This window comes from Streptomyces sp. NPDC107581 (assembly GCF_055657175.1).
The window spans coordinates 528,681-550,341 of record NZ_JBVKBH010000003.1 but is presented as its reverse complement, the minus strand read 5'-3'; the positions used below and the strand labels follow the sequence as shown (position 1 = coordinate 550,341).

17 protein-coding genes are annotated in these 21,661 nt (G+C 73.0%); 8 read left to right on the top strand and 9 right to left on the bottom strand.

What is annotated here, in order from left to right; translation table 11 throughout:
- The 5 genes from ACZ7P3_RS09185 (at window position 1) to ACZ7P3_RS09165 (ending at window position 5,967) form a co-directional block, all read left to right on the top strand.
- Window positions 1-471: an NUDIX hydrolase gene (locus ACZ7P3_RS09185; RefSeq protein WP_472080322.1), complete on the top strand. Its 471-nt coding sequence runs from the start codon at window positions 1-3 to the stop codon at window positions 469-471.
- Window positions 472-671: 200 nt separating this feature from the next.
- A complete protein-coding gene (locus tag ACZ7P3_RS09180; RefSeq protein ID WP_472080058.1) occupies window positions 672-2,423 on the top strand; it encodes a TIGR03767 family metallophosphoesterase in 1,752 nt (583 codons plus the stop codon).
- Between the two features lie 94 nt (window positions 2,424-2,517).
- On the top strand, window positions 2,518-3,666 hold the full coding sequence (locus ACZ7P3_RS09175) for a serine hydrolase domain-containing protein (RefSeq protein ID WP_472080057.1): 1,149 nt from the start codon (window positions 2,518-2,520) through the stop codon (window positions 3,664-3,666).
- A 141-nt stretch (window positions 3,667-3,807) separates the two neighbouring features.
- Entirely contained in the window at window positions 3,808-5,001 is a 1,194-nt protein-coding gene (locus ACZ7P3_RS09170) for a glycosyltransferase (RefSeq protein ID WP_472080320.1), read from the top strand.
- 138 nt (window positions 5,002-5,139) lie between these two features.
- The gene (locus ACZ7P3_RS09165; protein WP_472080056.1) at window positions 5,140-5,967 is read left to right on the top strand and encodes a hypothetical protein; all 828 of its coding nucleotides are present in this window, start codon (window positions 5,140-5,142) and stop codon (window positions 5,965-5,967) included.
- A gap of 47 nt (window positions 5,968-6,014) precedes the next feature.
- Here the strand turns inward: ACZ7P3_RS09165 and ACZ7P3_RS09160 are convergent, their stop codons facing one another.
- The 3 genes from ACZ7P3_RS09160 to pepN form a co-directional block, all read right to left on the bottom strand.
- Window positions 6,015-6,827 carry an SGNH/GDSL hydrolase family protein gene (locus ACZ7P3_RS09160; protein WP_472080055.1) on the bottom strand — a complete coding sequence of 271 codons (813 nt, stop codon included), beginning with the start codon at window positions 6,825-6,827 and terminating at the stop codon, window positions 6,015-6,017.
- 176 nt (window positions 6,828-7,003) lie between these two features.
- Window positions 7,004-8,041 (bottom strand): hypothetical protein, encoded by a 1,038-nt coding sequence (locus tag ACZ7P3_RS09155; protein ID WP_472080054.1) that lies wholly within the window; start codon window positions 8,039-8,041, stop codon window positions 7,004-7,006.
- Window positions 8,042-8,248: 207 nt separating this feature from the next.
- Entirely contained in the window at window positions 8,249-10,828 is a 2,580-nt protein-coding gene (pepN, locus tag ACZ7P3_RS09150; protein ID WP_472080053.1) for an aminopeptidase N, read from the bottom strand.
- A 139-nt stretch (window positions 10,829-10,967) separates the two neighbouring features.
- Here pepN and ACZ7P3_RS09145 point away from each other — a divergent pair, with 139 nt between their 5' ends.
- Window positions 10,968-11,633 (top strand): mycothiol-dependent nitroreductase Rv2466c family protein, encoded by a 666-nt coding sequence (locus ACZ7P3_RS09145; protein WP_472080052.1) that lies wholly within the window; start codon window positions 10,968-10,970, stop codon window positions 11,631-11,633.
- A 19-nt stretch (window positions 11,634-11,652) separates the two neighbouring features.
- On the opposite strand, the gene ACZ7P3_RS09140 is transcribed toward ACZ7P3_RS09145, so the two are convergent.
- From ACZ7P3_RS09140 to ACZ7P3_RS09130, 3 genes are all read right to left on the bottom strand, one after another.
- Window positions 11,653-13,080, bottom strand: a complete 1,428-nt coding sequence (locus tag ACZ7P3_RS09140) for an FGGY family carbohydrate kinase (RefSeq protein ID WP_472080051.1) — start codon at window positions 13,078-13,080, stop codon at window positions 11,653-11,655.
- A gap of 22 nt (window positions 13,081-13,102) precedes the next feature.
- Window positions 13,103-14,137 carry a 2-hydroxyacid dehydrogenase gene (locus tag ACZ7P3_RS09135; protein WP_472080050.1) on the bottom strand — a complete coding sequence of 345 codons (1,035 nt, stop codon included), beginning with the start codon at window positions 14,135-14,137 and terminating at the stop codon, window positions 13,103-13,105.
- Window positions 14,138-14,263: 126 nt separating this feature from the next.
- The gene (locus ACZ7P3_RS09130; protein WP_472080319.1) at window positions 14,264-15,022 is read right to left on the bottom strand and encodes a DeoR/GlpR family DNA-binding transcription regulator; all 759 of its coding nucleotides are present in this window, start codon (window positions 15,020-15,022) and stop codon (window positions 14,264-14,266) included.
- Window positions 15,023-15,338: 316 nt separating this feature from the next.
- Between ACZ7P3_RS09130 and ACZ7P3_RS09125 the strand changes: the two genes are divergently transcribed.
- Both ACZ7P3_RS09125 and ACZ7P3_RS09120 read left to right on the top strand, forming a co-directional pair.
- Complete coding sequence (locus ACZ7P3_RS09125) at window positions 15,339-16,781, top strand: FGGY-family carbohydrate kinase (protein ID WP_472080049.1); 1,443 nt, start codon at window positions 15,339-15,341, stop codon at window positions 16,779-16,781.
- Window positions 16,778-17,386: a histidine phosphatase family protein gene (locus tag ACZ7P3_RS09120; RefSeq protein WP_472080048.1), complete on the top strand. Its 609-nt coding sequence runs from the start codon at window positions 16,778-16,780 to the stop codon at window positions 17,384-17,386. The genes ACZ7P3_RS09125 and ACZ7P3_RS09120 overlap by 4 nt, the downstream gene beginning before the upstream one ends.
- Window positions 17,387-17,390: 4 nt before the next feature.
- Here ACZ7P3_RS09120 and ACZ7P3_RS09115 read toward each other — a convergent pair whose 3' ends face one another.
- From ACZ7P3_RS09115 to ACZ7P3_RS09105, 3 genes are read right to left on the bottom strand one after another with little or no spacing between them, the layout of a single operon-like run.
- Window positions 17,391-18,029, bottom strand: coding sequence for a response regulator (locus tag ACZ7P3_RS09115; protein WP_472080047.1), 639 nt, complete (start codon window positions 18,027-18,029; stop codon window positions 17,391-17,393).
- Window positions 18,026-19,210 carry a sensor histidine kinase gene (locus ACZ7P3_RS09110; RefSeq protein WP_472080046.1) on the bottom strand — a complete coding sequence of 395 codons (1,185 nt, stop codon included), beginning with the start codon at window positions 19,208-19,210 and terminating at the stop codon, window positions 18,026-18,028. Before ACZ7P3_RS09110 ends, ACZ7P3_RS09115 begins: the two co-directional genes overlap by 4 nt.
- Before the next feature lie 5 nt (window positions 19,211-19,215).
- Complete coding sequence (locus ACZ7P3_RS09105) at window positions 19,216-21,399, bottom strand: MMPL family transporter (protein WP_472080045.1); 2,184 nt, start codon at window positions 21,397-21,399, stop codon at window positions 19,216-19,218.
- Between the last annotated feature and the right edge of the window lie 262 nt (window positions 21,400-21,661).

The window sequence follows — 21,661 nt, the reverse complement described above, 5'->3', positions numbered from 1 at the left end:
GTGGCGGCCTACGCCGTGTGCATCCGCGACGGACAGATCCTGCTCGCCCGTTCCCCGAGTCCCGACGGCACCCCCGAGTGGGTCCTGCCGGGCGGCGGCATGGAGCACGGCGAGGACCCCTACGACACCGTGCGCCGCGAAGTGACCGAGGAGACCGGCTACCGCATCCGGGTCACCGCCCTGCTCGGCGTGGACTCCTCGCGCCATGTCCTCCGCAGCGGGCGGCTGCGCCGCCGCACCGACCACCACGGCGTGCGGATCGTCTACGCGGGTGAGGTCGTCGGCGGCGAACTCCGCCACGAGATCGGCGGCTCCACCGACTTCGCGGCCTGGCAGGACCTGGACGCCGTTCCCGGACTGGTCCGGGTGTCGCTCGTCGACACCGCGCTGCGGCTGTGGCGCGAGCGCCCCGCGGCCGGACATCCGGAGCCCGGAGCCCGTCCCCTACCCCAGGAGATGAACGAGGAGTAGCCGTCCTCGGGCCATCCGCAATCCACTCCATGGCCGCACCCCTACCCCGAGATCCACGTACGGTGATCGGCGCTGCGCGTTGCCGCCGCGTTCACGCGCAGGTCATCCCCGCTGCCAACCATCCAGAGCGAGCGGGGCGTTCGCGCCTGCGACGGCCCGCGACCACCTGCCGACGCGTTCGCACTCGGGGAGATCGCGCCATGTCGCGCATACGCTCTGTCGCCACCTCCGCTCTGGGGGTCCACCGCCGTACCGTCCTCGCCGCCGCCGGAGCGGTCTCGCTCTCCGCGGGCGTCGGCTACGCCCTTCGCCCCACCGACAGCGAGGCCGCGTCCCGCACCGAGGCTCCCGTCGCCGCCTCGCGCAAGGTCTCCGGCGCGGCCCCGCTCGCCCCCTACACCAAGGGCACCACCCTCGCCTCGGTCGCCGCCCCCCGCAACAGCTCCGGCTACCGCCGCCTGGGCGACGGACCCGGCTGGAAGCGGGTCGTGCGCAGCGAGCTGGCCGCCGCCAAGTCCGGCCGCGCGGGCCGCCGCACCACCCTCGCCGCGTTCGTGCAGTTCACCGACCTGCATCTGATGGACGTCCAGCACCCGCTGCGCCTGGAGTTCCTGCGCTCCACCGACCCGCACGCCTGGCGCCCGCACGAGGCGCTGACCGTGCCCGGCGCCATCTCACTCGTCGAGCGGGTCAACGCGCTGCGGGGCGCCCCCGTCACCGGCGCCCCGCTGCACTTCGTCATGACCACCGGCGACAACACCGACAACAACGCCCACTCCGAACTGGAGTGGTTCATGAAGGTGATGAGCGGCGGCCGGATCAGCCCCAACACCGGGGACCCCCGGCACTACGAAGGGGTGCAGAACAGCGGCCTCAAGCTGTACTGGCAGCCCGACTCCACCGTCCGCGACGGCGACAAGGCGCTCGGCTTCCCGCACCTGAAGGGCTTCCTGGCCGCCGCCGTCCGCGAGGTGAAGAGCCCCGGCCTCAACCTGCCCTGGTACTCCACCGTCGGCAACCACGACGCGCTCCCGCTCGGCTGCTACGGCTCCCACGCCGACCGCTACCTCGTCGAGGCGGCCATCGGCGGCAAGAAGCTGCTGAACGTCTCCGCCGCCGACGCCAAGAAGCTCCAGGACGCCATCAAGAACGCCAAGGACCCCAAGGGTGTCGGCTACCGCGACTTCCTCAAGGCGCACGCCCGCTCGATGCACTCGGTCACCCCGGACGAGAAGCGCGCCCCGTACACCTCCGCGGACTATCTGAAGGCCCACCTGGACCCCGCCCACCAGGGCCACGGCCCGGTCGGCCACGGCTACTCCTCGGCCAACCTGGACGCGGGCACCCAGTACTACGCCTTCCGCATCTCCGACGACGTCATCGGCATCAGCCTCGACACCACCGACGCCGGCGGCCACTACGACGGGTCCATCGGCACCGCCCAGCTGAAGTGGCTGGACAAGACGCTCAAGGACAACAAGGACTCCTACGCCGTCGTCTTCAGCCACCACACCAGCAAGACGATGAACAACACCCGCCCCGACCCGGCCCGCCCGGGGGAGCGGCGCCACGACGGCGCCGAGGTGATCTCGCTCCTCGCCTCCCACAGCAACTTGCTGGCCTGGGTGAACGGGCACATCCACAAGAACGTCATCACCCCGCACAAGGCCTCCGGCGGCCGCTCCTTCTGGGAGATCTCCACCGCCTCGCACGTCGACTACCCCCAGCTCGCCCGCGTCATCGAGCTGGTGGACAACAAGGACGGCACGCTCTCCGTCTTCACCACCCTGATCGAGTCGGCCGCCCCGCACCGCACCGACTACGCCGACCTCTCCCAGACCGGCCTCGCCGCGCTCTACCGCGAGCTGTCCTACAACGCCCCCGGCGCCAACAAGACCCTCGCGGGCAGCGCGGCCGACCGGAACACCGAGCTGGTGCTGAAAAAGAGCTGAAAGTCACTCAACCGGGCTACAAGGAAGCAACCTTCGCGCATCACCACCAGTCAGTCCCCGCGACCGGACCGAACGGCACAGTTGGGGGAAAGACATGCGCGTACGTACGACCCTGGTGGGCGCCACCACCCTGCTCCTCACGGCGGCCCTGGCGGGTCCGGCCGTCGCGGCCGGCTCCGCCGGGAGCGGCCACGCGTCCGACGGCCACGCGGCCACCCGCCGCGCGATCGAGGAGGCGGTCCGGGCCGGCGTGCCCGGGGTGACCGCCACCGCGAAGGACGCCCACGGGACCTGGTCCACGACCGCCGGAGTGGGCGACCTGCGCACGGGCGGACCCCGCTCGGCTGCCGACCGCTACCGGGTCGGCAGCATCACCAAGACCTTCGTCTCCACCGTCCTGCTCCAGCTGGAGGCGGAGGGCCGGCTGTCCCTGGACGACACGGTGGACCGGTGGCTGCCCGGGGTGGTGCGGGGCCACGGCCACGACGGCCGCAGCATCACCGTCCGCCAGCTCCTCAACCACACCAGCGGCATCTACAACTACACGGCCGACCAGGACTTCGGCGCCGACTACTTCCACAAGGAGGGCTTCTTCCGGCACCGCTACGACACGCTCACCCCGCGCGACCTGGTGGCGATCGCGATGAAGCACAAGCCGGACTTCGCGCCGGGCACGTCCTGGAACTACTCCAACACCAACTACGTCGTGGCCGGCATGGTGATCGAAAAGGTCACGGGGCACTCCTACGCCTCGGAGATCACCCGCCGCATCATCGACCCCCTGCACCTCACGGCCACCTCCCTCCCCGGCACCCGGGTCACGGTCCCGCACCCCGGCAGCCGTGCCTACTCGAAGCTCGCGCAGGGGGCGACGGGCCCGACGTACGACGTCACGGACCTCAATCCCTCCATCGCCTCCTCGGCCGGCGAAATGATCTCGGATTCCGCGGACCTCGACCGCTTCTACAGCGCCCTGCTGCGCGGAAAGCTCCTTCCGCCCGAGCAGCTGAAGGAAATGAAGACCACCGTGAAGATCGACGGCGCCCCGAACGTCGGCTATGGACTCGGGCTCATGAACACCAAGCTGACCTGCGGTGTTCAGGTCTGGGGGCATGACGGAGGCATCCACGGCTCCTCGTCCGCGGCGGTGACGACGGCGGACGGCCGCCATGCGCTGGCGCTGAATTTCAACGGGGACTGGGCCGGGGACACGAACGCCGTGATCGAAAAGGAATTTTGTTAGGCAACGTTTCATGCGCGTAGTTCTGCGTTAACTCGTACGTAATGTCCGTACCGCCTCATATCGGCTAACCCGGTGTTCACGGGGATGGCTCGATTTATGTGCAAGGCGGGTGGTCGTGTGCGCGTGAGGCACGGACTGCATGTGTTGTCGGTCTACGAGGGTTTCTTCTCCGGAGGGGCCCGGATCGTGCACAGCGACGTCGTACTGGGACTGGCCGAGGGCGGCCAGTCCCACCAGGTACTCAGCATCCATGGAGAGGTCCACCGCGAGGCCACCCGGCAGCGGATGGAGGACGACCCCTGCTACCGGTCGCTCACGGCCGGCGGCGTGCGGGTCACGTCACTGGGCCGCAGCGCGGGCCTGGTGGACGGATCGGTCGCGGCGTCCGTTTTCAGCGGACCGGAGCTGGCCGAAACGGCACGGTCCATGGCGGCGGCCGATGTGATCCTCTCCCTCAAGGAGCAGCCGCTCGCTCTCCTGAACCAGGCCGGCCTGCCGCGCCGCCCGGTCGTGGTCGGCCTGCACCGCTCCGACCCCGAGAACCAGGGCCCCGCCCTGGACGAGCTGAAGGCCGCCATCGCCGACGGCACGGTGGTGGCGTGCGTGTGCTGCGCCGAGTCGACCCGGGCGGCGTACGCGGCGGCCGGCATCCCCGACGACGTGCTGCACGTCATTCCCAACGGGGTGGACCTGCTCCGCTTCCGCCCGGACCCGGCGGCCCGGCTGGCGTTCCGCGCCGGCCTGGGCATCCCGGCCCAGGCACCGGTGATCGTCTTCGCGGCCCGCTACGCCACGATGAAGAACGTCCCGCTCCTGCTGCGGGCCGCCCGTGCCTTCCTCGCCCGCCGGCCCGAGGGGCACGTCCTGATGTGCGGCGCGGGCATGAACGACACGAACCCGGCCCTGTGGGCCGACATCGAGATCGCGTTCGGTGCGGACCGGCACCTCGCGGAAAGGATTCGCCTCCTGGGTGTGCGCCGCGACATGGAGACCGTCTACGCCGGGTCCGACGTCGTCGCCCTGACCTCCGCCTCCGGGGAGGCGGCGCCGCTGTGCCTGATCGAGGGCATGATGTGCGGCGCGGTCCCGGTGACCACGGACGTGGGCGACAGCGCGGAGATCGTACGGGGGCACGGCTTCGTGACCCCGCAGGACCCGGAGGCCATCGCCCAGGCCTGGACGGCGGCGGTCGCCGCCCGCGCCGGCCTCGCCCCGGCGCTGGAGGCGAGCCGCGAACGCTTCAGCCGTACCCGCATGATCGCCGCGTACGCCGCGCTGCTCGACGGCGTCCATCTGCGGGCCTCGCGCCTGCCGACGCTGCCCGAGCCGCTGTAGCGGTGCCCGAGGCGGGGCGCCGGCGGCACCCTTCGGTACGGTGACCGCCGGCGCCCCGCACCGGTCCTGGGGCGGCATCGATGCGGTGGGGGAGATCGAGTGCTCTTGCGATCGGGCGGAAGACGGGGCGCCGCGGCCGTGCTCTGGGCGGTTGCCGTGCTGTTCCTCGGGGCCTGCGGGAAACAGGTGGTCGGCGCGACGGACGGGGCCCCGGCGCTGCCCTGGACCACGGCCGAGCCCTCCGGCGTCACCGGCGCCCGGCTCGGGGCCGACGGCCGCACGCTCAGCCTCGACACACGGGTGCCCAGCGGTGCGCGCGCCTGTGTGAAGCAGCTCAAGGCCGTGGTCACCGACCAGGTGAACGGCGCGGTGTGGGTGCAGATCACCTTCACCTCGCCGTCGGGGGACAGGCGCTCCGGGTGCACCCGGGAGAAGCCGGCCACCGCGCGGGTGCGGCTGCCCGGGCCGCTGGGCCGGCAGGACCTGATCGTCGACCACGACACGCACTTCACCCTCGACGGTGCGAAGCCGCCCGCGCTGCGGCTGTGCGGCCGGCTCGGCTGCCGCCCGCCGGCCACCGGCTGTACCCCGGCCTCCTACGACCAGGCCCTGATGGCCGCGGATGCGCCCGAGCACACGTACCGGGACGCGCAGCGGTGCGACGGTAAGTGGCTGGTGCTGGACTTCTCCTGGCGCACGGGACCGGCCTGCGACGACACATCGGATCCCGCCTGCTCGTCGGCGCTGGGCGACCGCTGGTTCTTCCGGGCGGAGAAGTCCGGGTGGGTGCCGTTCCTCGAGAGCGTGCGCGGCGGCTGCCAGGACGTGCGGCGCAAGGAGCCCCGCTTCCCGACCGCACTGTGCGGGCCGCTGGCTCCGCTGCCCGCCGGGCTGCATCCCAGCTACCCCCCGTCGTCCGCCCCGCCGTCCACCTCGCCGTCCGGCTCACCCTCCGTCTCGCCGTAGGGGCGCCGTATGAGCGCCGCAGGAGCGCCGCGGTGGCGCCGCGGGGCTCAGGACACGCGGTTGAGGACCGGAAGGTAGCCGAGGGACTGCCCCGGTGCCGTCGGGTGGTACGACTCGGTGATCGCCAGCACGTCGACGCTGTGCAGCCAGGGGCTGGCGGAGCAGATCTCGTGGCCGGCGAAGGCGGCGGTGACATCGGCGAAGGTGAACCCGTGGGCGGCGGCGCGCCGGGCGATCACGGCGTTGAGGTGGTCCACGGCGTCGTTGACGGCGGCACGCTCCGGGTCCGCGAGGCCCAGCGCGCAGGAGCCCTTGAGCCGGTACAGGTGCGGATAGCCGAGCACCACGACGCGGGCGGCGGGCGCTCTGTCCCGGATGGCCGTGTAGAGGCGGTCGAGGTCGGCCGGCAGGGACGCGTCCATGGTGCCGCGCGCGCTGGTGACGGCGGACAGACAGCGGGTGGTGCCGCCCAGCGCGCAGGTCGCCATCGTGGTGGCGAAGCCGACGTCGCTGCCCCCGACGGTGAGGGTGACCAGGCCGGTGTGCGGGCCGAGCCCGCCGAGCTGGCTCTTCAGGACGTCGTTCGTCCCGGCGCCGTTGCAGGCGGCGAAGGTGAAGGACGACGGCGCGTGGGCCTCGGCCCACAGGGCGGGGTACGCGCGGGTGCTGCGCTTGCAGTCCTTGTCGGAGGGCAGATAGTCGCCGGCCCCGGCACCGGAGGAGTAGGAGTCGCCGAGGGCCGCGTAGCCGGCGGCCATGGCCCGGGGTGCCGCCACTTGTGCCGTCGCGGGGTCGGCGAAGGCGCAGGCGGCCGCGAGGAGGAGGGAGGAGGCGCCTGCCGCTATTCGGGACTGTCTCATGTGTCCCCGTCTATCGCGGGCCGCCCGGCCCCGCCCGCTGCGCTCGTCCGCCCGGGTGAGCCCTCACCCGGGCGGCCCAGCAGAAGTGGACGGACGGCGGCACGCACGAGGAGGGGCCACCGGTGTCCGGCCCGGTGGCCCCTCCTCTCCCCTCCTGATGCTCCCCCGGTCCGTCACTACCGGGGCAGCACCACGACGTAGGCGGCCGGATCGCGGTCGCCGGACGCCATCAGCGCCGTACGGACCACCGCCGCCTGTTGCTCCAGGGACTCCCTGAGCTTCCTGGGGGTGAGGTACACGACCGTGATCCCCAGGCGTTCCAGGTGCTCCCGCTTGCGCGCGTATTCCGACCACAGCGCGTCCTCGTCCTGGCGCGGCGCCCGCGTGTCCAGTTCCACCGCCACCGCCTGCTCCGGCCAGTAGGCGTCCACGCCGCCCAGATGGGGGCCGCCGGGCAGGCGCAGGTCCACGTTCCAGACCGGGTCGGGCAGACCGTACTCGCCGACCATCCGGTAGAGCCGGTTCTCCGCGATCGCCCGGCCCTCGGCGATCAGCGAGTCCACGGCGTCGACCACGTGCGGCCGGTTCAGCAGCTTCGCGGCGGTCAACTCCCGTACCACCGCGGCCGGTTCGCAGTGCCCGGCGCGCACCGCCTCGGTCAGCAGGCGCCGTACCGCGCCCGCGTCCGTCAGCTCCGCCACCGCGTCCGCCAGCGCGCGCGGCACCGGCGCCACCGGAAGTCCGGTCACCGCGCGGGGCGTCGGCAGGGACGGGGTGCGCAGGACCCGCACGTACCCCGCCGAGCGCAGCCGGCGCATGCGCGGGACCAGCACGTCGACGTGGTCCAGGGACGGCAGCGGCGGGGTCGACGAGAAGCCGTGCAGGGTCAGGGCGGCCAGCCCGGTGATCACCGCGTCCGCGTACACCGGGCGGTGCGGGTCCTCGGCGGTGGGCTGGGACGGGACTCCCGGCGCCGACTCGCGCGCCGCGTACAGCAGCGCGCCGTGCAGCCGCTCCTCGCCCGTCGGCGGGCCGGGGTGGAGCAGGACCACGTTCGGCAGCAGCTGCTGCCAGGGGCCGCCGGGGCGGCACTGCTCGGTCAGTTCGGCGGACGTCACGCCGTGGGAGCGGAGCTGAGCCGCCGTCAGGACGCGGCGGCGGACCTCGGAGAGGTGGCGGAGGGGGCGGGGGGAGAGCGGGGTGTTGTGCGTCATGGCCTCGAAGTTCCCGCGCCTTGTGCCGCTTTTAACCGTTGTTACACGCCTGTCGATAAATGCGGACAAGCTGGTACTAAAGGACGGGTGTTCGGGTGTCGAGTAGGCAGCGAAAACCCCTGGTCCAATCGGGTGCGGACCAGGGGTTACGGCTCCTATTGCCTGAATTCCGTAACGGTCACCGGGGCGGCGACCTCAGGCCAAGGCTCAGGCTCCGGCCGCCGCCGCGTCGCACGCCTGTCCGCGCAGCGACCGCGCCAGGTCGTCCCGCGCCTCCAGCACGAGCCGCCGCAGCGCCGGAGCCGCCTCGGCATGGGACTCCAGCCACGCGTCCGTCGCGTCCAGCGTCTCCTGCCGGTCCTGGAAGGAGGGGAACAGGCCGCGCACGACATCCATGCCGATCTGGATCGACCGCTCCTGCCACACCCGCTCGATCACCGCGAAGTACTTCGCTGCGTACGGAGCCGTCAGCTCCCGCTGCGAGGACTGGTCGAAGCCTGCGATCGTCGCCTCCACCAGGGCGTTGGACAGGGTGTCGGACTCCACCACCTGCGCCCAGGCCTGCGCCTTGACCGCCGCCGACGGGCGCGCCGCCAGGCAGCGGACCTGGTGCCGCTTGCCGGACGCCGTGTCGTCACGGGCCAGTTCGGCCGCGAGGGCGCTCTCGTCGGCCGCTCCGTGCGCCGCCAGCGGCCCCAGGAACGCCCAGCGCAGCTCCTGGTCCATCTCCAGACCCTCGACCGTCTCGGTGCCGGCCAGCAGGTCCTGCAGCAGCGCGAGATCGGCCTCGGAGGAGGCGACCGCGGCGAAGAAGCGCGCCCAGGCCAGCTGGTGCTCGCTGCCCGCCCCGGCCGCCCGCAGCTCCCGCAGCGCACCCTCGGCGAGCAGCCCCTCGCCCGTCGTCCGCCACTCGGGCGCCGCGTAGTGCACCAGCGCCGACTCCGCCCACGCGTGCAGCATCTGCAGCACGCCGATCTCGGACTCGCGGCCCGCGAACCGCAGCACCAGGTCCACGAAGTCCCGTGCCGGCAGCAGTGCGTCCCGGGTCAGGTTCCACAGTGCCGACCAGCACAGCGCGCGGGCCAGCGGGTCGGTCAGCGCACCCAGGTGCTCGCGCAGGGTGGCCAGCGAGGTCTCGTCGAAGCGGATCTTGCAGTAGGTCAGGTCGTCGTCGTTGACCAGCACCAGCTCCGGGGCCTCGGCCCCGGCCAGCTCCGCGACGACCGTGCGCGGACCCTCGACGTCCGTCGCCACCCGCGCGTACCGCTCCAGCGCCCCCTCGGGCGTACGGCGGTACAGGCCCACCGCGACCCGGTGCGGGCGCTCCTCGGGGTGCGACTCCGGCGCCTCCTGCACCACCGCCAGCTCGGCGACCCGGCCCTCGGCGTCCAGCAGCACCTGCGGGGTCAGCGAGTTCACCCCGGCCGTCTGCAGCCAGGAGTGCGCCCACGCCGTCATGTCCCGGCCGCTGGTCTCCGCCAGCACCGACAGCAGGTCGCCCAGGCGCGTGTTGCCGTACGCGTTGCGCTTGAAGTAGCGGCGGGCGCCCTCCAGGAACGCGTCCTCGCCGACGTAGGCCACCAGCTGCTTGAGCACGGAGGCGCCCTTGGCGTACGTGATGCCGTCGAAGTTCAGCTTCGCGTCCTGCAGGTCACGGATGTCGGCCGTGATCGGATGCGTGGAGGGGAGCTGGTCCGCACGGTAGGCCCAGGCCTTGCGGCGGTTGGCGAAGGTGATCCAGGCGTTGCCGAAGCGGGTCGCGCCGACGTTCGCGAACGTGCCCATGAAGTCCGCGAAGGACTCCTTCAGCCACAGGTCGTCCCACCACTCCATGGTGACCAGGTCGCCGAACCACATGTGCGCCATCTCGTGCAGGACGACGTTCGCCCGGCCCTCGTACGACGCCTGCGTCACCTTCCCGCGGAAGATGTACTCCTCGCGGAAGGTCACCAGACCGGGGTTCTCCATCGCGCCCAGGTTGTACTCGGGCACGAACGCCTGGTCGTACTTCCCGAACGGGTACGGGTAGTCGAAGTGCTCGTGGAAGAAGTCCAGGCCCTGCTTGGTGACCAGGAAGACGTCGTCGGCGTCGAAGTAGGGCGCGAGGCCCTTGCGGCACAGGGCGCCGAGCGGGATCTCCAGCTTCGTGCCGTCCTCGAAGGTCCGCTCGTAGGAGTCGGTCACACAGTGGTACGGGCCCGCCACCACGCAGGTGATGTACGTCGAGATCGGCTTGGTCTCGGCGAACCGCCACACGCCGTCGGCGAGTTCGCCCGCCCCGTTGCTCCACACCGTCCAGCCCTCGGGCGCCTGCACCTCGAAGCGGTACGGGGCCTTGAGGTCCGGCTGCTCGAAGTTCGCGAAGACGCGGCGGGCGTCGGCCGGCTCGTACTGCGTGTAGAGGTAGACCTCGTCGTCCTCGGGGTCCACGAAGCGGTGCATGCCCTCACCGGTGCGGGAGTAGGCGCACCGGGCGTCGACCATCAGCTCGTTCTCCGCGGCCAGGTCCTCCAGGGCGATCCGGGATCCGTCGAAGACCTCACCGGGGTCCAGGTCCTTCCCGTTGAGTGTGACGGAGGTCACGCTCGGCGCGATCAGGTCCGCGAAGCTCGACGCACCCGGCTCGTTGCAGCGGAACCTGATGGTGGTCACCGAGCGGAACGTGCGCGGCTCCCCGCCCCCGTCGCCGACGGCGGACCGCAGGTCCAGCGCCACCTCGTACCCGTCCACGGACAGCAGGGCGGCCCGCTCCCGGGCCTCGTCGCGGGTCAGATTCTCACCGGGCACGGGCGGCACTCCCTCGTGAACGCTTGGAAACGGCTGAACAGGACCGATCCTGCCATGTGCCCCTGACGCGGGGCAGCAGGGAATGGAGCCGCGAGGCACGTTGTTGAGTCTTCAAAAGCACGTTTCGCTGAGGAGAGACATGTCCGAGACCGAGACCACCCCCTCCGGCAAGACCCCCGTGGACTTCTGGTTCGACCCGGTGTGCCCCTGGGCCTGGATGACTTCCCGCTGGGTGCTGGAGGTGGAGAAGGTCCGCGACATCGAGGTCCGCTGGCACGTGATGAGCCTGGCGGTGCTCAACGAGGACAGGCTGGACGAGCTGCCGGCGGAGTACGCCGAGAACATGCGGCCGGGCGGCAGGACCTGGGGGCCGGTGCGGGTGGTGACCGCGGCCCAGCAGCTGCACGGCGACGAGGCCGTCGGCAGGCTCTACACCGCCCTCGGCACCCGCTTCCACAACGAGGGCCTCGGGGTGAACCGCGACAGCATCGCCGCCGCCCTCGCCGACGCGGACCTGCCCGCCGGCCTGATCGAGTTCATCGACAAGGAGACCTACGACGCGGAACTGCGCGCCTCCCACAAGGAGGGCATCGACAAGGTCGGCCAGGACGTCGGCACCCCGGTCATCGCGGTGCCGGGTGCCGACGGCGAGCAGATCGCCTTCTTCGGCCCGGTCGTCACCCCCGCCCCGAAGGGCGAGGAGGCGGCCCGCCTGTGGGACGGCACCCTCGCCGTCGCCTCCGTCCCGGGCTTCTACGAGATCAAGCGGACCCGGACCAAGGGCCCGGACTTCAGCAACCTGTGAGCCGCCCGAACGGGCCCGGTCAGCGCCGGGCCCGTTCCCGTGCCTGCGCCAGCCGTTCCAGGTGCTCCGCATACCCCTTCGCGTAGTACGCCGCCCGCGCCGCGTCCGGCTCCACCACCAGCGTCGGCTCGGTCCAGGCCGCCGCGTCCAGGGCGACGCCGTACCGCTCGGCCGCCGCCAGCACCGCGCCCCGCGCGCCCACCTCGCCCTCGACCACCCGCAGCGGACGGCCCAGGACGTCCGCCAGCAGCCGCATCCAGGCGGGGCTGCGGGTGCCGCCGCCGCACACCGCGAGCGAACCGGTCAGACCCGCCGCGGCCAGACAGTGCCGGGCCGCGTAGCCGATGCCCTCGCACGTCGCACGGATCAGGTCCGCGGGCGTCGACTCCAGGCAGACACCGGTCAGTTCGGCACGCAGCCGCGGCTCCACGAAGGGGGCCCGCTCACCGGAGGGCGCGAAGTACGGCAGCACGCGCACCCCGTGCGCGCCGGGCGGGGTGGCGGCCAGCAGGGCGTCGACCTCCGGGTGCCGCACGCCCGTGGTGCGCAGCACCCAGTCCAGGGCCGCCGTACCGACCATCGCGGGCATCGCCCGCAGCCAGTGGCCGGGCCGGTCGGTGGAGATGTACAGGCCGGCCGGTTCACCGCCGAGGTCCAGGCCGGTGGTGGCGACCAGGGCGGCCAGGCAGGTGCCGACGATCAGCAGGCCGTCCCCGGGCGCGCCGACCCCCGCGCCGAGCGCACAGGCGGGCAGGTCGTACGGGCCGTTCGCCAGCCGGGTGCCGGACGGCAGACCCGCACCGCGCGCCTCGGCCGTCGCCACCGGATCGGCCACCGGGGGGAGCAGCCCCCGCCGGTGGGTCAGCCCGAGCAGCTCCACGACCCCGTTGTCGTACGACCGGGTGCGCGGGTCCAGGAACGGCATCGACGCGTCCGACACGTCCGTCACCGCCGACGCCCCGCCGGTCAGCCGCTGGAAGACCATGTCCTTGCAGTAGACGGCCGCAGCGGCGGCGTCCAGCGACTTCGGCTCGTTCCGGTCCAGCCAGGCCAGCAGCGGGCCCGGACAGCCGGGGAACACGGCGTTGCCGGTGCGCCGGAAGACGGTCTCGAAGGTGCCGTCCTCCAGCCACTGGTCCACCAGGCCGTGGGCCCGGCCGTCCATCCACGAGAGGGCGGCCCGTACGGGCCGCCCCGCCGCGTCCACCAGCCACACCCCGTCGCCCTGCCCGGTCAGGCCGGCCAGCTCCACCGGCTCCGGCACCCGCGCGGTCACCGCCTCCAGGACGGCGAGGACGGCCGCGTACACCTCCTCCATGTCCTGCTCCACGGCCCCGTCCCGCAGATCGAGCCCCACCGGCCGTGCCTCGACGGCCAGTTCGCGGCCCGCGGTGTCGAAGGCGGCCGCCTTCACCATGGACGTGCCCACATCGATCCCGACGTACATCACACCCCCTGGGTAGGGAAGTTCAGGTCAGACAGTGCGCGAGCGGCTCCCCGCGCACCCAGCGCCCCACCTCGGCCGCGGCGATCCGCGCGGCCTTCTCCGCCACCGCCCGGCTGGCCCCGCCCAGATGCGGGGTGAGGACGACGCGGTCGGCGAGCCCGGGCAGCCGGGAGTCCGCGGGGAGCGGCTCGCGTGCGTAGGTGTCCAGCGCCGCCGCCGCGATCCGCCCGCCCTCCAGCGCGTCGCACAGCGCGTCCTCGTCCAGCAGCGGGCCCCGGGCCGCGTTGACCACCACCGCGCCGGGCGGCAGCAGAGCCAGCTCACGGGCACCGATCAGACCGCGCGTCTCGGCGGTCAGCCGGGCGTGCAGGGTGATCACCCGCGAACGGCCCAGCAGTTCGTCCAGCGAGGACACGCGCAGCCCGTGCACCTCCCCGCGCACATACGGGTCGTACACCATCACCCGCGCCCCGAAGGCGCACAGTGCCCGCGCCACCCGGCTGCCCACCGCGCCGTAGCCGACCAGGCCGACCGGCAGGTCCTCCAGCTCCAGACCGCTGTGCTCGTACGTGTAGTACGCCGACCCGGCCCAGCTCCCTTCGCGGGCCAGCAGCTCGTGTGCCTGGGGGATGCGGCGCAGGGCCGCCAGGAGCAGGCCGACGGTGAACTCGGCGGTGGCGGCGGCGTTGCGCCCCGGCGCGAAGCACACGCGGACGTCGTGCCGCCCCGCCGCCTCCAGATTGACGTTGACCGGCCCGCCCCGGCAGACCACGACCAGCCGCAGCGCCGGGCAGGCGCCGAGGACGCGTTCGGTGACCGGGCCCATCTGGGTGACCAGCACCTGTGCGTCCGCGAGCGCGCCGATCAGCTCGTCCTCGGCGTCGCTGGCCTCGCTCACCTCGGCGACCGGCCCGAAGGGTTCCAGCGGCCAGCCGAGCATCAACTCTGCTACGTCACACGCGCCCCGCAGCTCACGGCCGACCGCCTCGGTGATCAGCGACGGCAGGACGAAGCGGTCTCCGGCGGCCACGACACGCGGCCGGCTCATGGAAGTCATCGAAGGGAGTCTCCCGTCTGGGCGTCGAGGACATGGGCGGATCCGGCCGTCACCCGCGCGTGCGGTGCGGCGTGCGCGCGCGGCGGCTCCGGCCGCTGCGCGGCCCGGACGGCTCCCGCACGGTCGTCACCCTCCCTCCGGATCCAGGCCGCACACCTCATAACGCACCTTGTGCTCGTCCAGGTCACGCAGCGCCTCCGGGGACGCCCCGTCGTCCACGAGCAGCAGGTCGAACCGGGACAGCGGCGCCACCCGGTGCAGCGCGACCCGGCCCAGCTTGGTGTGGTCGGCCAGCAGCACGGTGCGGGCGGCCGCATCGAGCATCGCCCGTTTCACCGAGACGATGTGCTGCTCCTGGTGGTAGGCGTAGCCGCCGTGCACGCCCGACGTGGAGGCGAAGCACACGTCCACCCGCAGCTGCTGGACCGCCTCCACGCAGGACACCCCGAGGAAGGAGGAGTGCAGCCGGTCGTAGTCGCCGCCCAGGGCCATCAGGCGGATGCCCTGCCGGCCGGCGAGGAGGTTGATCGCCTCCAGGAAGTTGGTGACCACGGTGAGCGGGGTGATCTCGCCGACGCGGAGCAGACGGGCCAGCTCCAGGGCCGAGGTGGAGTCGTCCAGCAGGACCGCCATGCCGGGCTCCACCGACTTCAGCGCCCGCGCGGCGAGCGCGGCCTTCTGTGCACGCATGGTCTTCAGCCGGTACTGCACGTTCGACTCGAAGACCCCGGAGGGCTGCGCGGTCACCCCGCCCCGGAACTTCCGCACGATGCCCTGCCGTTCGAGTTCGTCCAGGTCCCGGTGGACGGTCATCAGACTCACCCCGAAGCGCTCGGCCAGCTCGGCCGCGGTGGCCGAGCCCGCGGCCAGGACGAGTTCGGCCACGGCGGCCTGCCGGGCCACGGGCCCCTGCGGGAGGTGCGTGCCGCTGTCGCTCGTCGTGTCCCGGTCCGCCGGCCCGGGCGCGCGGGCCGGCCGGCCGTCGGGGGAGCCTGCGCGGTCGCGCGCGGGAGGGGGCACCCGTGACCTCCGTCGGTAGGGCGGCCGAGCCGGTTCGGGCCGACCGTGCGAGTCGACCCGACAACAGAGGGTGTAACGGCAGCGGATGGCCGTCAATCCCTTGTGCACGGGGAAAACAGAGGGAAATCTCAGAAGAGCGTGGGAACTTCACAGAGCCGGTCGCGATGTACGGGAGGTCCGGATGGGGTCGGCGTGGCTCGGGATCGATCTCGGTACGCAAGGGGTGCGCGCACTGCTCGTGACGGCCGACGGCACCGTGCTCGGCAGCGGCTCGGCGCCGCTCGGGCGCGGGCGCCGGGAGGGAGCGCGGCACGAGCAGGACCCGCACGAGTGGTGGGAGGCGGTGTGCGCGGCCTGCCGGGCCGCGCTCGCGGGAGCCAGGTCCGGCGTGGGCGGGGTCGCGGTGTGCGGCACCTCCGGGACCGTGCTGCTCACGGACCGCGCCGGGCGCCCGACGGGGCCCGCGCTGATGTACGACGACGGCCGGGCGGCGGCCGAGGCGGGACGGCTGCGCTCGGCGGGCCTTGCGGTGCAGGACACCTGGGCGCTGCCGAAGGTGCGCTGGCTCGTCGACCGGCACGGCCCCGGCCGGGCGGCGCACCAGCCCGACCTGATCAACGCGCACCTCGTCGGCAGGCCCGTCCCCGCCGACTCCAGCCACGCCCTGAAGACGGCGTACGACGTGGAGCGCGACCGCTGGCCCGACATCACCGGACTCCCCGCGGGCACCCTCCCGGACGTCGTGCGCCCCGGCAGCCGGCTCGGCGAGGTCTGCCCGCCGGCCGCCGAGGCCACCGGCATCCCGGCCGGCACCCCGGTCGTCGCGGGCATGACGGACGGCTGCGCGGCGCAGATCGCCTCCGGGGCCTTGCGCGAGGGTGCCTGGAACTCGGTGCTGGGCACGACCCTCGTCCTGAAGGGGGCCGCCGCCGAGCCGGTGCGCGACCCGGCCGGCGTGGTCTACAACCACCGTGCACCGGACGGCACATGGCTGCCCGGCGGTGCCTCCAGCGTCGGCGCCGGGGTCCTCACCGCCCGCTTCGCGGGCGCCGACCCGGCCGTGCTGGATGCCCGCGCCGCCGCCCACGAGCCGTCCGGCGCGGTCGCCTACCCCCTCGTCTCTCCCGGCGAACGCTTCCCCTTCCGGGCCCCGCAGGCCACCGCCCTCCTCCTCGGCGACCCGGCCTCGGACGCCGACCTGTGGGCGGCCCTCCTGCAGGGCGTGGCCTTCACCGAACGCCTCTGCCTGGACTACCTGCACCACCTCGGCGCCCCCCTGGACGGCTCCCTCGCCTTCACCGGGGGCGCGGCCCGCAGCGCGTACTGGAACCAGCTCCGCGCCGACGTCCTCGGCCGCCCGGCCCGGGTGCCACGGGAGACCGAACCCGCGCTGGGCATGGCCGCACTGGCCGCATACGGCACCGGCGCCGCGCCCACGCTCGCGGACGCGGCCGACGGCATGGTCCGCACCGGGACGACCATCGACCCGCGCCCGGACCGCACGGCCCGCTTCGCCGAGCCGTACGCCCGCCTGGTGGGGGAGCTGGAGTCCCGGGGGTGGCTGCCGGCTGCGGTGGCGGCGCATGCGCGGGCCCGTCTGGACCGGGATACTCCAGGCCCATGAGTACGACCCTGCTGCTGGCCCGCCACGGCCAGACCGTCTGGCACGCCGAGAACCGGTACGCCGGGGTGAGCGACGTCGCTCTCACCGCCGCCGGGCACGCCCAGGCCGAGGCACTCGGCCGCTGGGCCGCCCTGCACCCGGTGGACGCGGTGTGGACCTCGCCCCTGTCCCGCGCCGTGGCCACCGCCGAACCCGCCTGCCGTGCCCTCGGCCTCACCCCGCAGCGCGAAGGCGACCTGCGCGAATGCGACTTCGGGGTGGTGGAGGGCCGTACCCTCGCCGAGTTCGGGGCCGAGGACCCCGAGGCGGCGCGGGCCTTCCGGGACGACCCGGTGGCGCATCCCTTCCCCGGCGCCGAGGACCCACGCGCCGCAGCGGCCCGGGGCACGGCCGCCCTGCACCGGATCGCCGCAGCCCATTGCGGTCAGCGGGTCCTCGTCGTCGCCCACAACACCCTGCTCCGGCTGGTGCTGTGCTCCCTCCTGCACATCCCGCCGGCCGAGTACCGCCGGGTCTTCCCGCGACTGCGCAACGCGGCCGTCAGCGAGCTCCGCATCACGCGGGAGAGCACCGCGCTGCTGTCGCTCAACATCCCCTGCGAGTGACCTGTCACGGGTGCGGCAGCAGTCCCCGCTCCATCGCCACGACCACCGCCCGCGTCCGGTCGTTGACGTCCAGCTTGGCGAACAGGCGCAGCAGATGCGTCTTGACGGTGGCCTCGGAGATGACGAGGCGACGGCCGATCTCGGCGTTGGTGAGCCCGTCGGCCACCGCGGTCAGCACATCGGTCTCACGGGCGGTGAGCGGATCGTGGACGGGGCGCCGCATCCGGGCGACCAGCTTCTCCGCCACCCGGGGCGCGAGCACGGTCTCGCCGCGTGCGGCCGAGCGGATCGCGTCGGCCAGCTGCTCCCGGGTGGTGTCCTTGAGCAGATAGCCGATGGCACCGGCCTCGACCCCGCGCTCGATGTCGGCGTCGGTGTCGTACGTGGTGAGGATCAGCACGCGGGTGCGCGGGTGCCGGGCGACGATCTCTGCGGTCGTCGAGACCCCGTCCAGCACCGGCATGCGCAGGTCGACCAGGGCCACGTCCGGATCCCGGCGGGCGACCAGGTCCAGGGCGGCGCGGCCGTCGCCCGCCTCGCCGACGACCTCGATGTCCGCCTCCCCGTCCAGCAGGGCGATCACCCCGGCCCGCATCACGGTGTGGTCGTCCACCACGACGATCCGGAGCCCGTTGCCGGTCATGCCGCTCCTCCCACCGGGATCACCGCGAGGATCCTGGTGCCGTCCCCCACCGAGCTGGTCACCGTGAGCCGCCCGCCCAGCTCGGCGAGCCGCTTGCGCATCCCGTCCAGGCCGAAGCCCGCGGAGGCCTCGACCACGAATCCGGTGCCGTCGTCCGTGATCTCCAGTTCCACGGCGTGCGGGCGCCGGGCCAGCACCACCCCGACCGTCGAGGCACCGGCGTGCTTGCGCACATTGGCCAGGGACTCCTGGGTGCAGCGCAGCAGCGCGATCCGGGTCTGCTGGTCGCAGTCCAGGTCGGCCAGTTCGGCGGCCATGCTCAGCCCGGTGTCCTCGGCGAACCGGTCCACGATCCGCTGCAGGGTCTGCGCCACCGAGCCGGGGTGCGCACCGCCCGGCTGCCGGCCCGGGCCGACCAGCTCCCTGGCCTCGGCCAGGTTCTCCCGGGCGGTCGACTCGATCGACACGAGCTGCCGGGCGCTGCGCCCGGGATCGGTGACGAGACCGGCCCGGGCGGCCTCCGCCAGGACCACGATGGACGCGAAACCCTGTGCGAGCGTGTCGTGGATCTCCCGCGCCATCCGCTCGCGCTCCTCCGCCGCGCCCTGGCGCAGATGCGCCTCGGCCAGCTCGGCCTGGGTGCGCTCCAGCTCTCCGATCAGCCGCGCGCGTTCGCTGCTCTGCTCGACCACCGCACGGGCCCACAGCCCGATCAGTACGCCGACCGCGACCACGATCAGCGTGCCCACGGCCGTCTCGCCGAAGAACTTGCCGGACCAGCCCTGCCGCAGCCAGCCCCCCAGCAGCGTTCCGGCGGTGGCAAGGCCCAGGAAGGCGAGGGAGATCCTGGGGGTGCGGCCGAACATCCAGTAGTGCGGCAGCGTCACCATGAACAGGGCCGCGTAACTGGTCCCCAGGTAGGCGAGTCCGGCGAGGGCGAGCACCAGCACCGCGAGGTACCCGTGCGGATGTACGAGGGGATGGGCGGGGCGGCGGTCCAGCACGGCGAAGCACAGGGCCACGCTGCCCAGCAGGGCGAGGGCCGCGTACCGGTCGGCGCCGTGGCTCAGCGCCGTGATCCCGACCGCCATCGCGGCGAACAGGACCCAGCACACCGCGTTCCAGCGGCGCAGTGAGGTCGCCCACAGGGCGTCGGCGGTCGGAGCGGATGATGCGGTCATGTCCGTCAACCTACGTCCACCAGGGCGGGGTTCGGGCCGGCGGCGGCGGTCCGGACCGGGCGCACCGGCCACCAGGTGCGCTCGCCGAGCAGCAGCAGGGCCGCCGGCAGGATCAGTACGCGCACCACGAAGGCGTCCAGCAGGACGGCCGCGGCGAGCACGAAACCGATCTGCTTCATCTCGATGATGTGGAGGAAGACGAAGCTGACGAAGACCGTCGTCATGATCACGGCCGCGCTGGTCACCACGCCCGCCGACCGCCGGATGCCGTCGACGACGGCCTGCCGGGTGGGCGTGCCGGCGAGCACCGCCTCCCGGATCCGGCTGACCGCGAACACCTGGTAGTCCATCGACAGACCGAAGAGGATCACGAAGAGGAACAGCGGCACGCGGGAGCCGATCGACCCCGTGGAGCGGAAGTCCAGCAGCCCCTGGGCCCAGGTGTGCTGGAAGACCAGCACGAGCAGTCCGAGCGCGGCCGCCGCCGACAGCAGGTTCAGGGCGACACCGAGCAGACCGAGCACGACCGAGCGGAACGCGTACAGCGTCATCAGGAACGTCACCAGCAGCAACGCACCCAGCACGAGGGGGAGTCTGGCGTCCTGGTGGGCCGGATAGTCGGTGTAGCGGGCCACGTCGCCGGTCACGCCGTACTGCGCGCCGGCGACCTTGCCGACGGTGGCGGGCAGATAGGTGTGCCGCAGATGGTCCAGGGAGGCGTACGCCTGCGGGGAGTTGCCCAGGTGGGGCACCCGCAGCTCCAGGGTGCTGGTCCGGTGGTCGGCGGAGGTGCGGATGCGGCCGGCACCGGTGAACAGCGGGTCGGCGGCGGTCCGGCGGGCCAGGGCGCGCAGTTCCCCGGTGACATCGGCGGAGCGCGAGGCCGCGGCCCGTACGACGACCTGGTGGGTGACCCGCCGCTCGGGGAACTCCGCGTTGAGGCGGTCGTAGACGCGCATCGCCGGGATGGCCCGGGAGTGGGTGTCCCGGCTCATCTCCGTGATCTTCAGCCCGGACAGCGGCAGCGCGAGAGCGAGCAGGGCGAGCAGCGAGAGGACGAGCGTGGCCGCCGGGCGCCGGGTCGCGGGCCGCAGCAGCGCGGGCCAGAACCGGCCGCCGGCGCCGTCGGGGACACGGCGGGCGGGCCTGCCGCGCCGGGCCCGTCGCACGGCCCGGCGTTCGGCCCGCCGGCCCAGCAGGGTCAGCAGGGCGGGCAGTGCGGTCAGGGAGCTGACCACCGCGGTCAGGACGACCACGATGGTGCCGGTGGCGAGCGAGGAGAAGATGACGTCCGAGGCCAGGTACAGGGTGGCCGTGGAGGCGACGACCGCGAGCCCGGAGACCACGACCGCCCGCCCGGAGGTGGCCGCCGCCAGCTCGACCAGCGCCTCGCTGCTCAGCCGGCCGCCGCTGCGGGCCCGTTCCTCCCGCTCCCGTTTGAGATGGAAGAGCGTGTAGTCGACGCCGACGGCGAGGCCGATCATCAGGATCACGTTGGTGCCGACCCCGGCGTCCGGGCTGACGTGGGAGACGATCATCGCCAGCCCGATGGCGGACGCGATCGACGACAGCGCGAGCAGCAGCGGTACGGCGGCCATGGTGAGCGAGCCGAAGGCGATCAGTAGCGTGACCAGGGTGACCGGCAGGGTGATCTTCTCGGACAGGGCCAGGTCGTCGTCCCGCTGCTGGTCGACCCCCTTGCTGGTGGAGGGACCTCCGGTCTCCTGCACGAGCAGCGCGGGGTGCTCCCGCTGCACGGCCTCGGTCTGTGCGACGAGCGCCGCGACCTTGTTGTCGGCATCCAGCTCCTCGCCCTTGATCGCCACCTCCACCAGCAGCACCCGCCCGTCCGCCGACCGGACCGGCGCGGCCACCCCGGCGACTTCGGGCAGCCGTTTCATCCGAGTGGTGAGGTCCCGTACGGCCGGGCCGGCGGCCCCGGTGTCGAGCGCGCCCGACCGGGCGGAGAACAGGATCTGTTCGGTGGGCCTGCGCTCCAGATGGCCCTCGGCGGCCAGTGCCTCGGCCCGGCCCGCCTCGCCGACCCGGAAGTCGGCGGTCGTGGCCTTGTGGGTGCCGACGGCGCTGCCCACGGCGAGGCACAGCGCCACGAACAGCAGCCAGCCGAGGAGCGCCCGCCAGGGGTGTCTGGCGCTCAGGCTCGCGATGCGCACGGTAGGTGATGTCATGCCCGAAAGCCTTGCTGAGCAGGGCGGTTGCGGGACACGGGTGCTCGGTGGAATCTGCCGTCGACCGATCGGTTGACCCCGGGGAGGGGGAAAACCCCCGCGAGTCACGTCCTCGCGGGGGTTTCCTCTCATCCGCCTGCCGACGTGAAGGGTGAGAAGACGATCACGAGGCAGGACGACCGGGGGAGGGGCGGACAGCAGTACGCCCCTCTTATTGCAACCAGGTTGCAACTACACGCTAGCAACAAAAAGACCCCCGCGG

Coding starts and splice junctions, on each gene's coding strand:
- ACZ7P3_RS09180 (WP_472080058.1), top strand. CDS start 672: ATGTCGCGCATACGCTCTGTCGCCACCTCCGCTCTGGGGGTCCACCGC.
- ACZ7P3_RS09175 (WP_472080057.1), top strand. CDS start 2,518: ATGCGCGTACGTACGACCCTGGTGGGCGCCACCACCCTGCTCCTCACG.
- ACZ7P3_RS09160 (WP_472080055.1), bottom strand. CDS start 6,827: ATGAGACAGTCCCGAATAGCGGCAGGCGCCTCCTCCCTCCTCCTCGCG.
- ACZ7P3_RS09155 (WP_472080054.1), bottom strand. CDS start 8,041: ATGACGCACAACACCCCGCTCTCCCCCCGCCCCCTCCGCCACCTCTCC.
- ACZ7P3_RS09145 (WP_472080052.1), top strand. CDS start 10,968: ATGTCCGAGACCGAGACCACCCCCTCCGGCAAGACCCCCGTGGACTTC.
- ACZ7P3_RS09140 (WP_472080051.1), bottom strand. CDS start 13,080: ATGTACGTCGGGATCGATGTGGGCACGTCCATGGTGAAGGCGGCCGCC.
- ACZ7P3_RS09135 (WP_472080050.1), bottom strand. CDS start 14,137: ATGACTTCCATGAGCCGGCCGCGTGTCGTGGCCGCCGGAGACCGCTTC.
- ACZ7P3_RS09125 (WP_472080049.1), top strand. CDS start 15,339: ATGGGGTCGGCGTGGCTCGGGATCGATCTCGGTACGCAAGGGGTGCGC.
- ACZ7P3_RS09120 (WP_472080048.1), top strand. CDS start 16,778: ATGAGTACGACCCTGCTGCTGGCCCGCCACGGCCAGACCGTCTGGCAC.
- ACZ7P3_RS09115 (WP_472080047.1), bottom strand. CDS start 18,029: ATGACCGGCAACGGGCTCCGGATCGTCGTGGTGGACGACCACACCGTG.
- ACZ7P3_RS09110 (WP_472080046.1), bottom strand. CDS start 19,210: ATGACCGCATCATCCGCTCCGACCGCCGACGCCCTGTGGGCGACCTCA.
- ACZ7P3_RS09105 (WP_472080045.1), bottom strand. CDS start 21,399: ATGACATCACCTACCGTGCGCATCGCGAGCCTGAGCGCCAGACACCCC.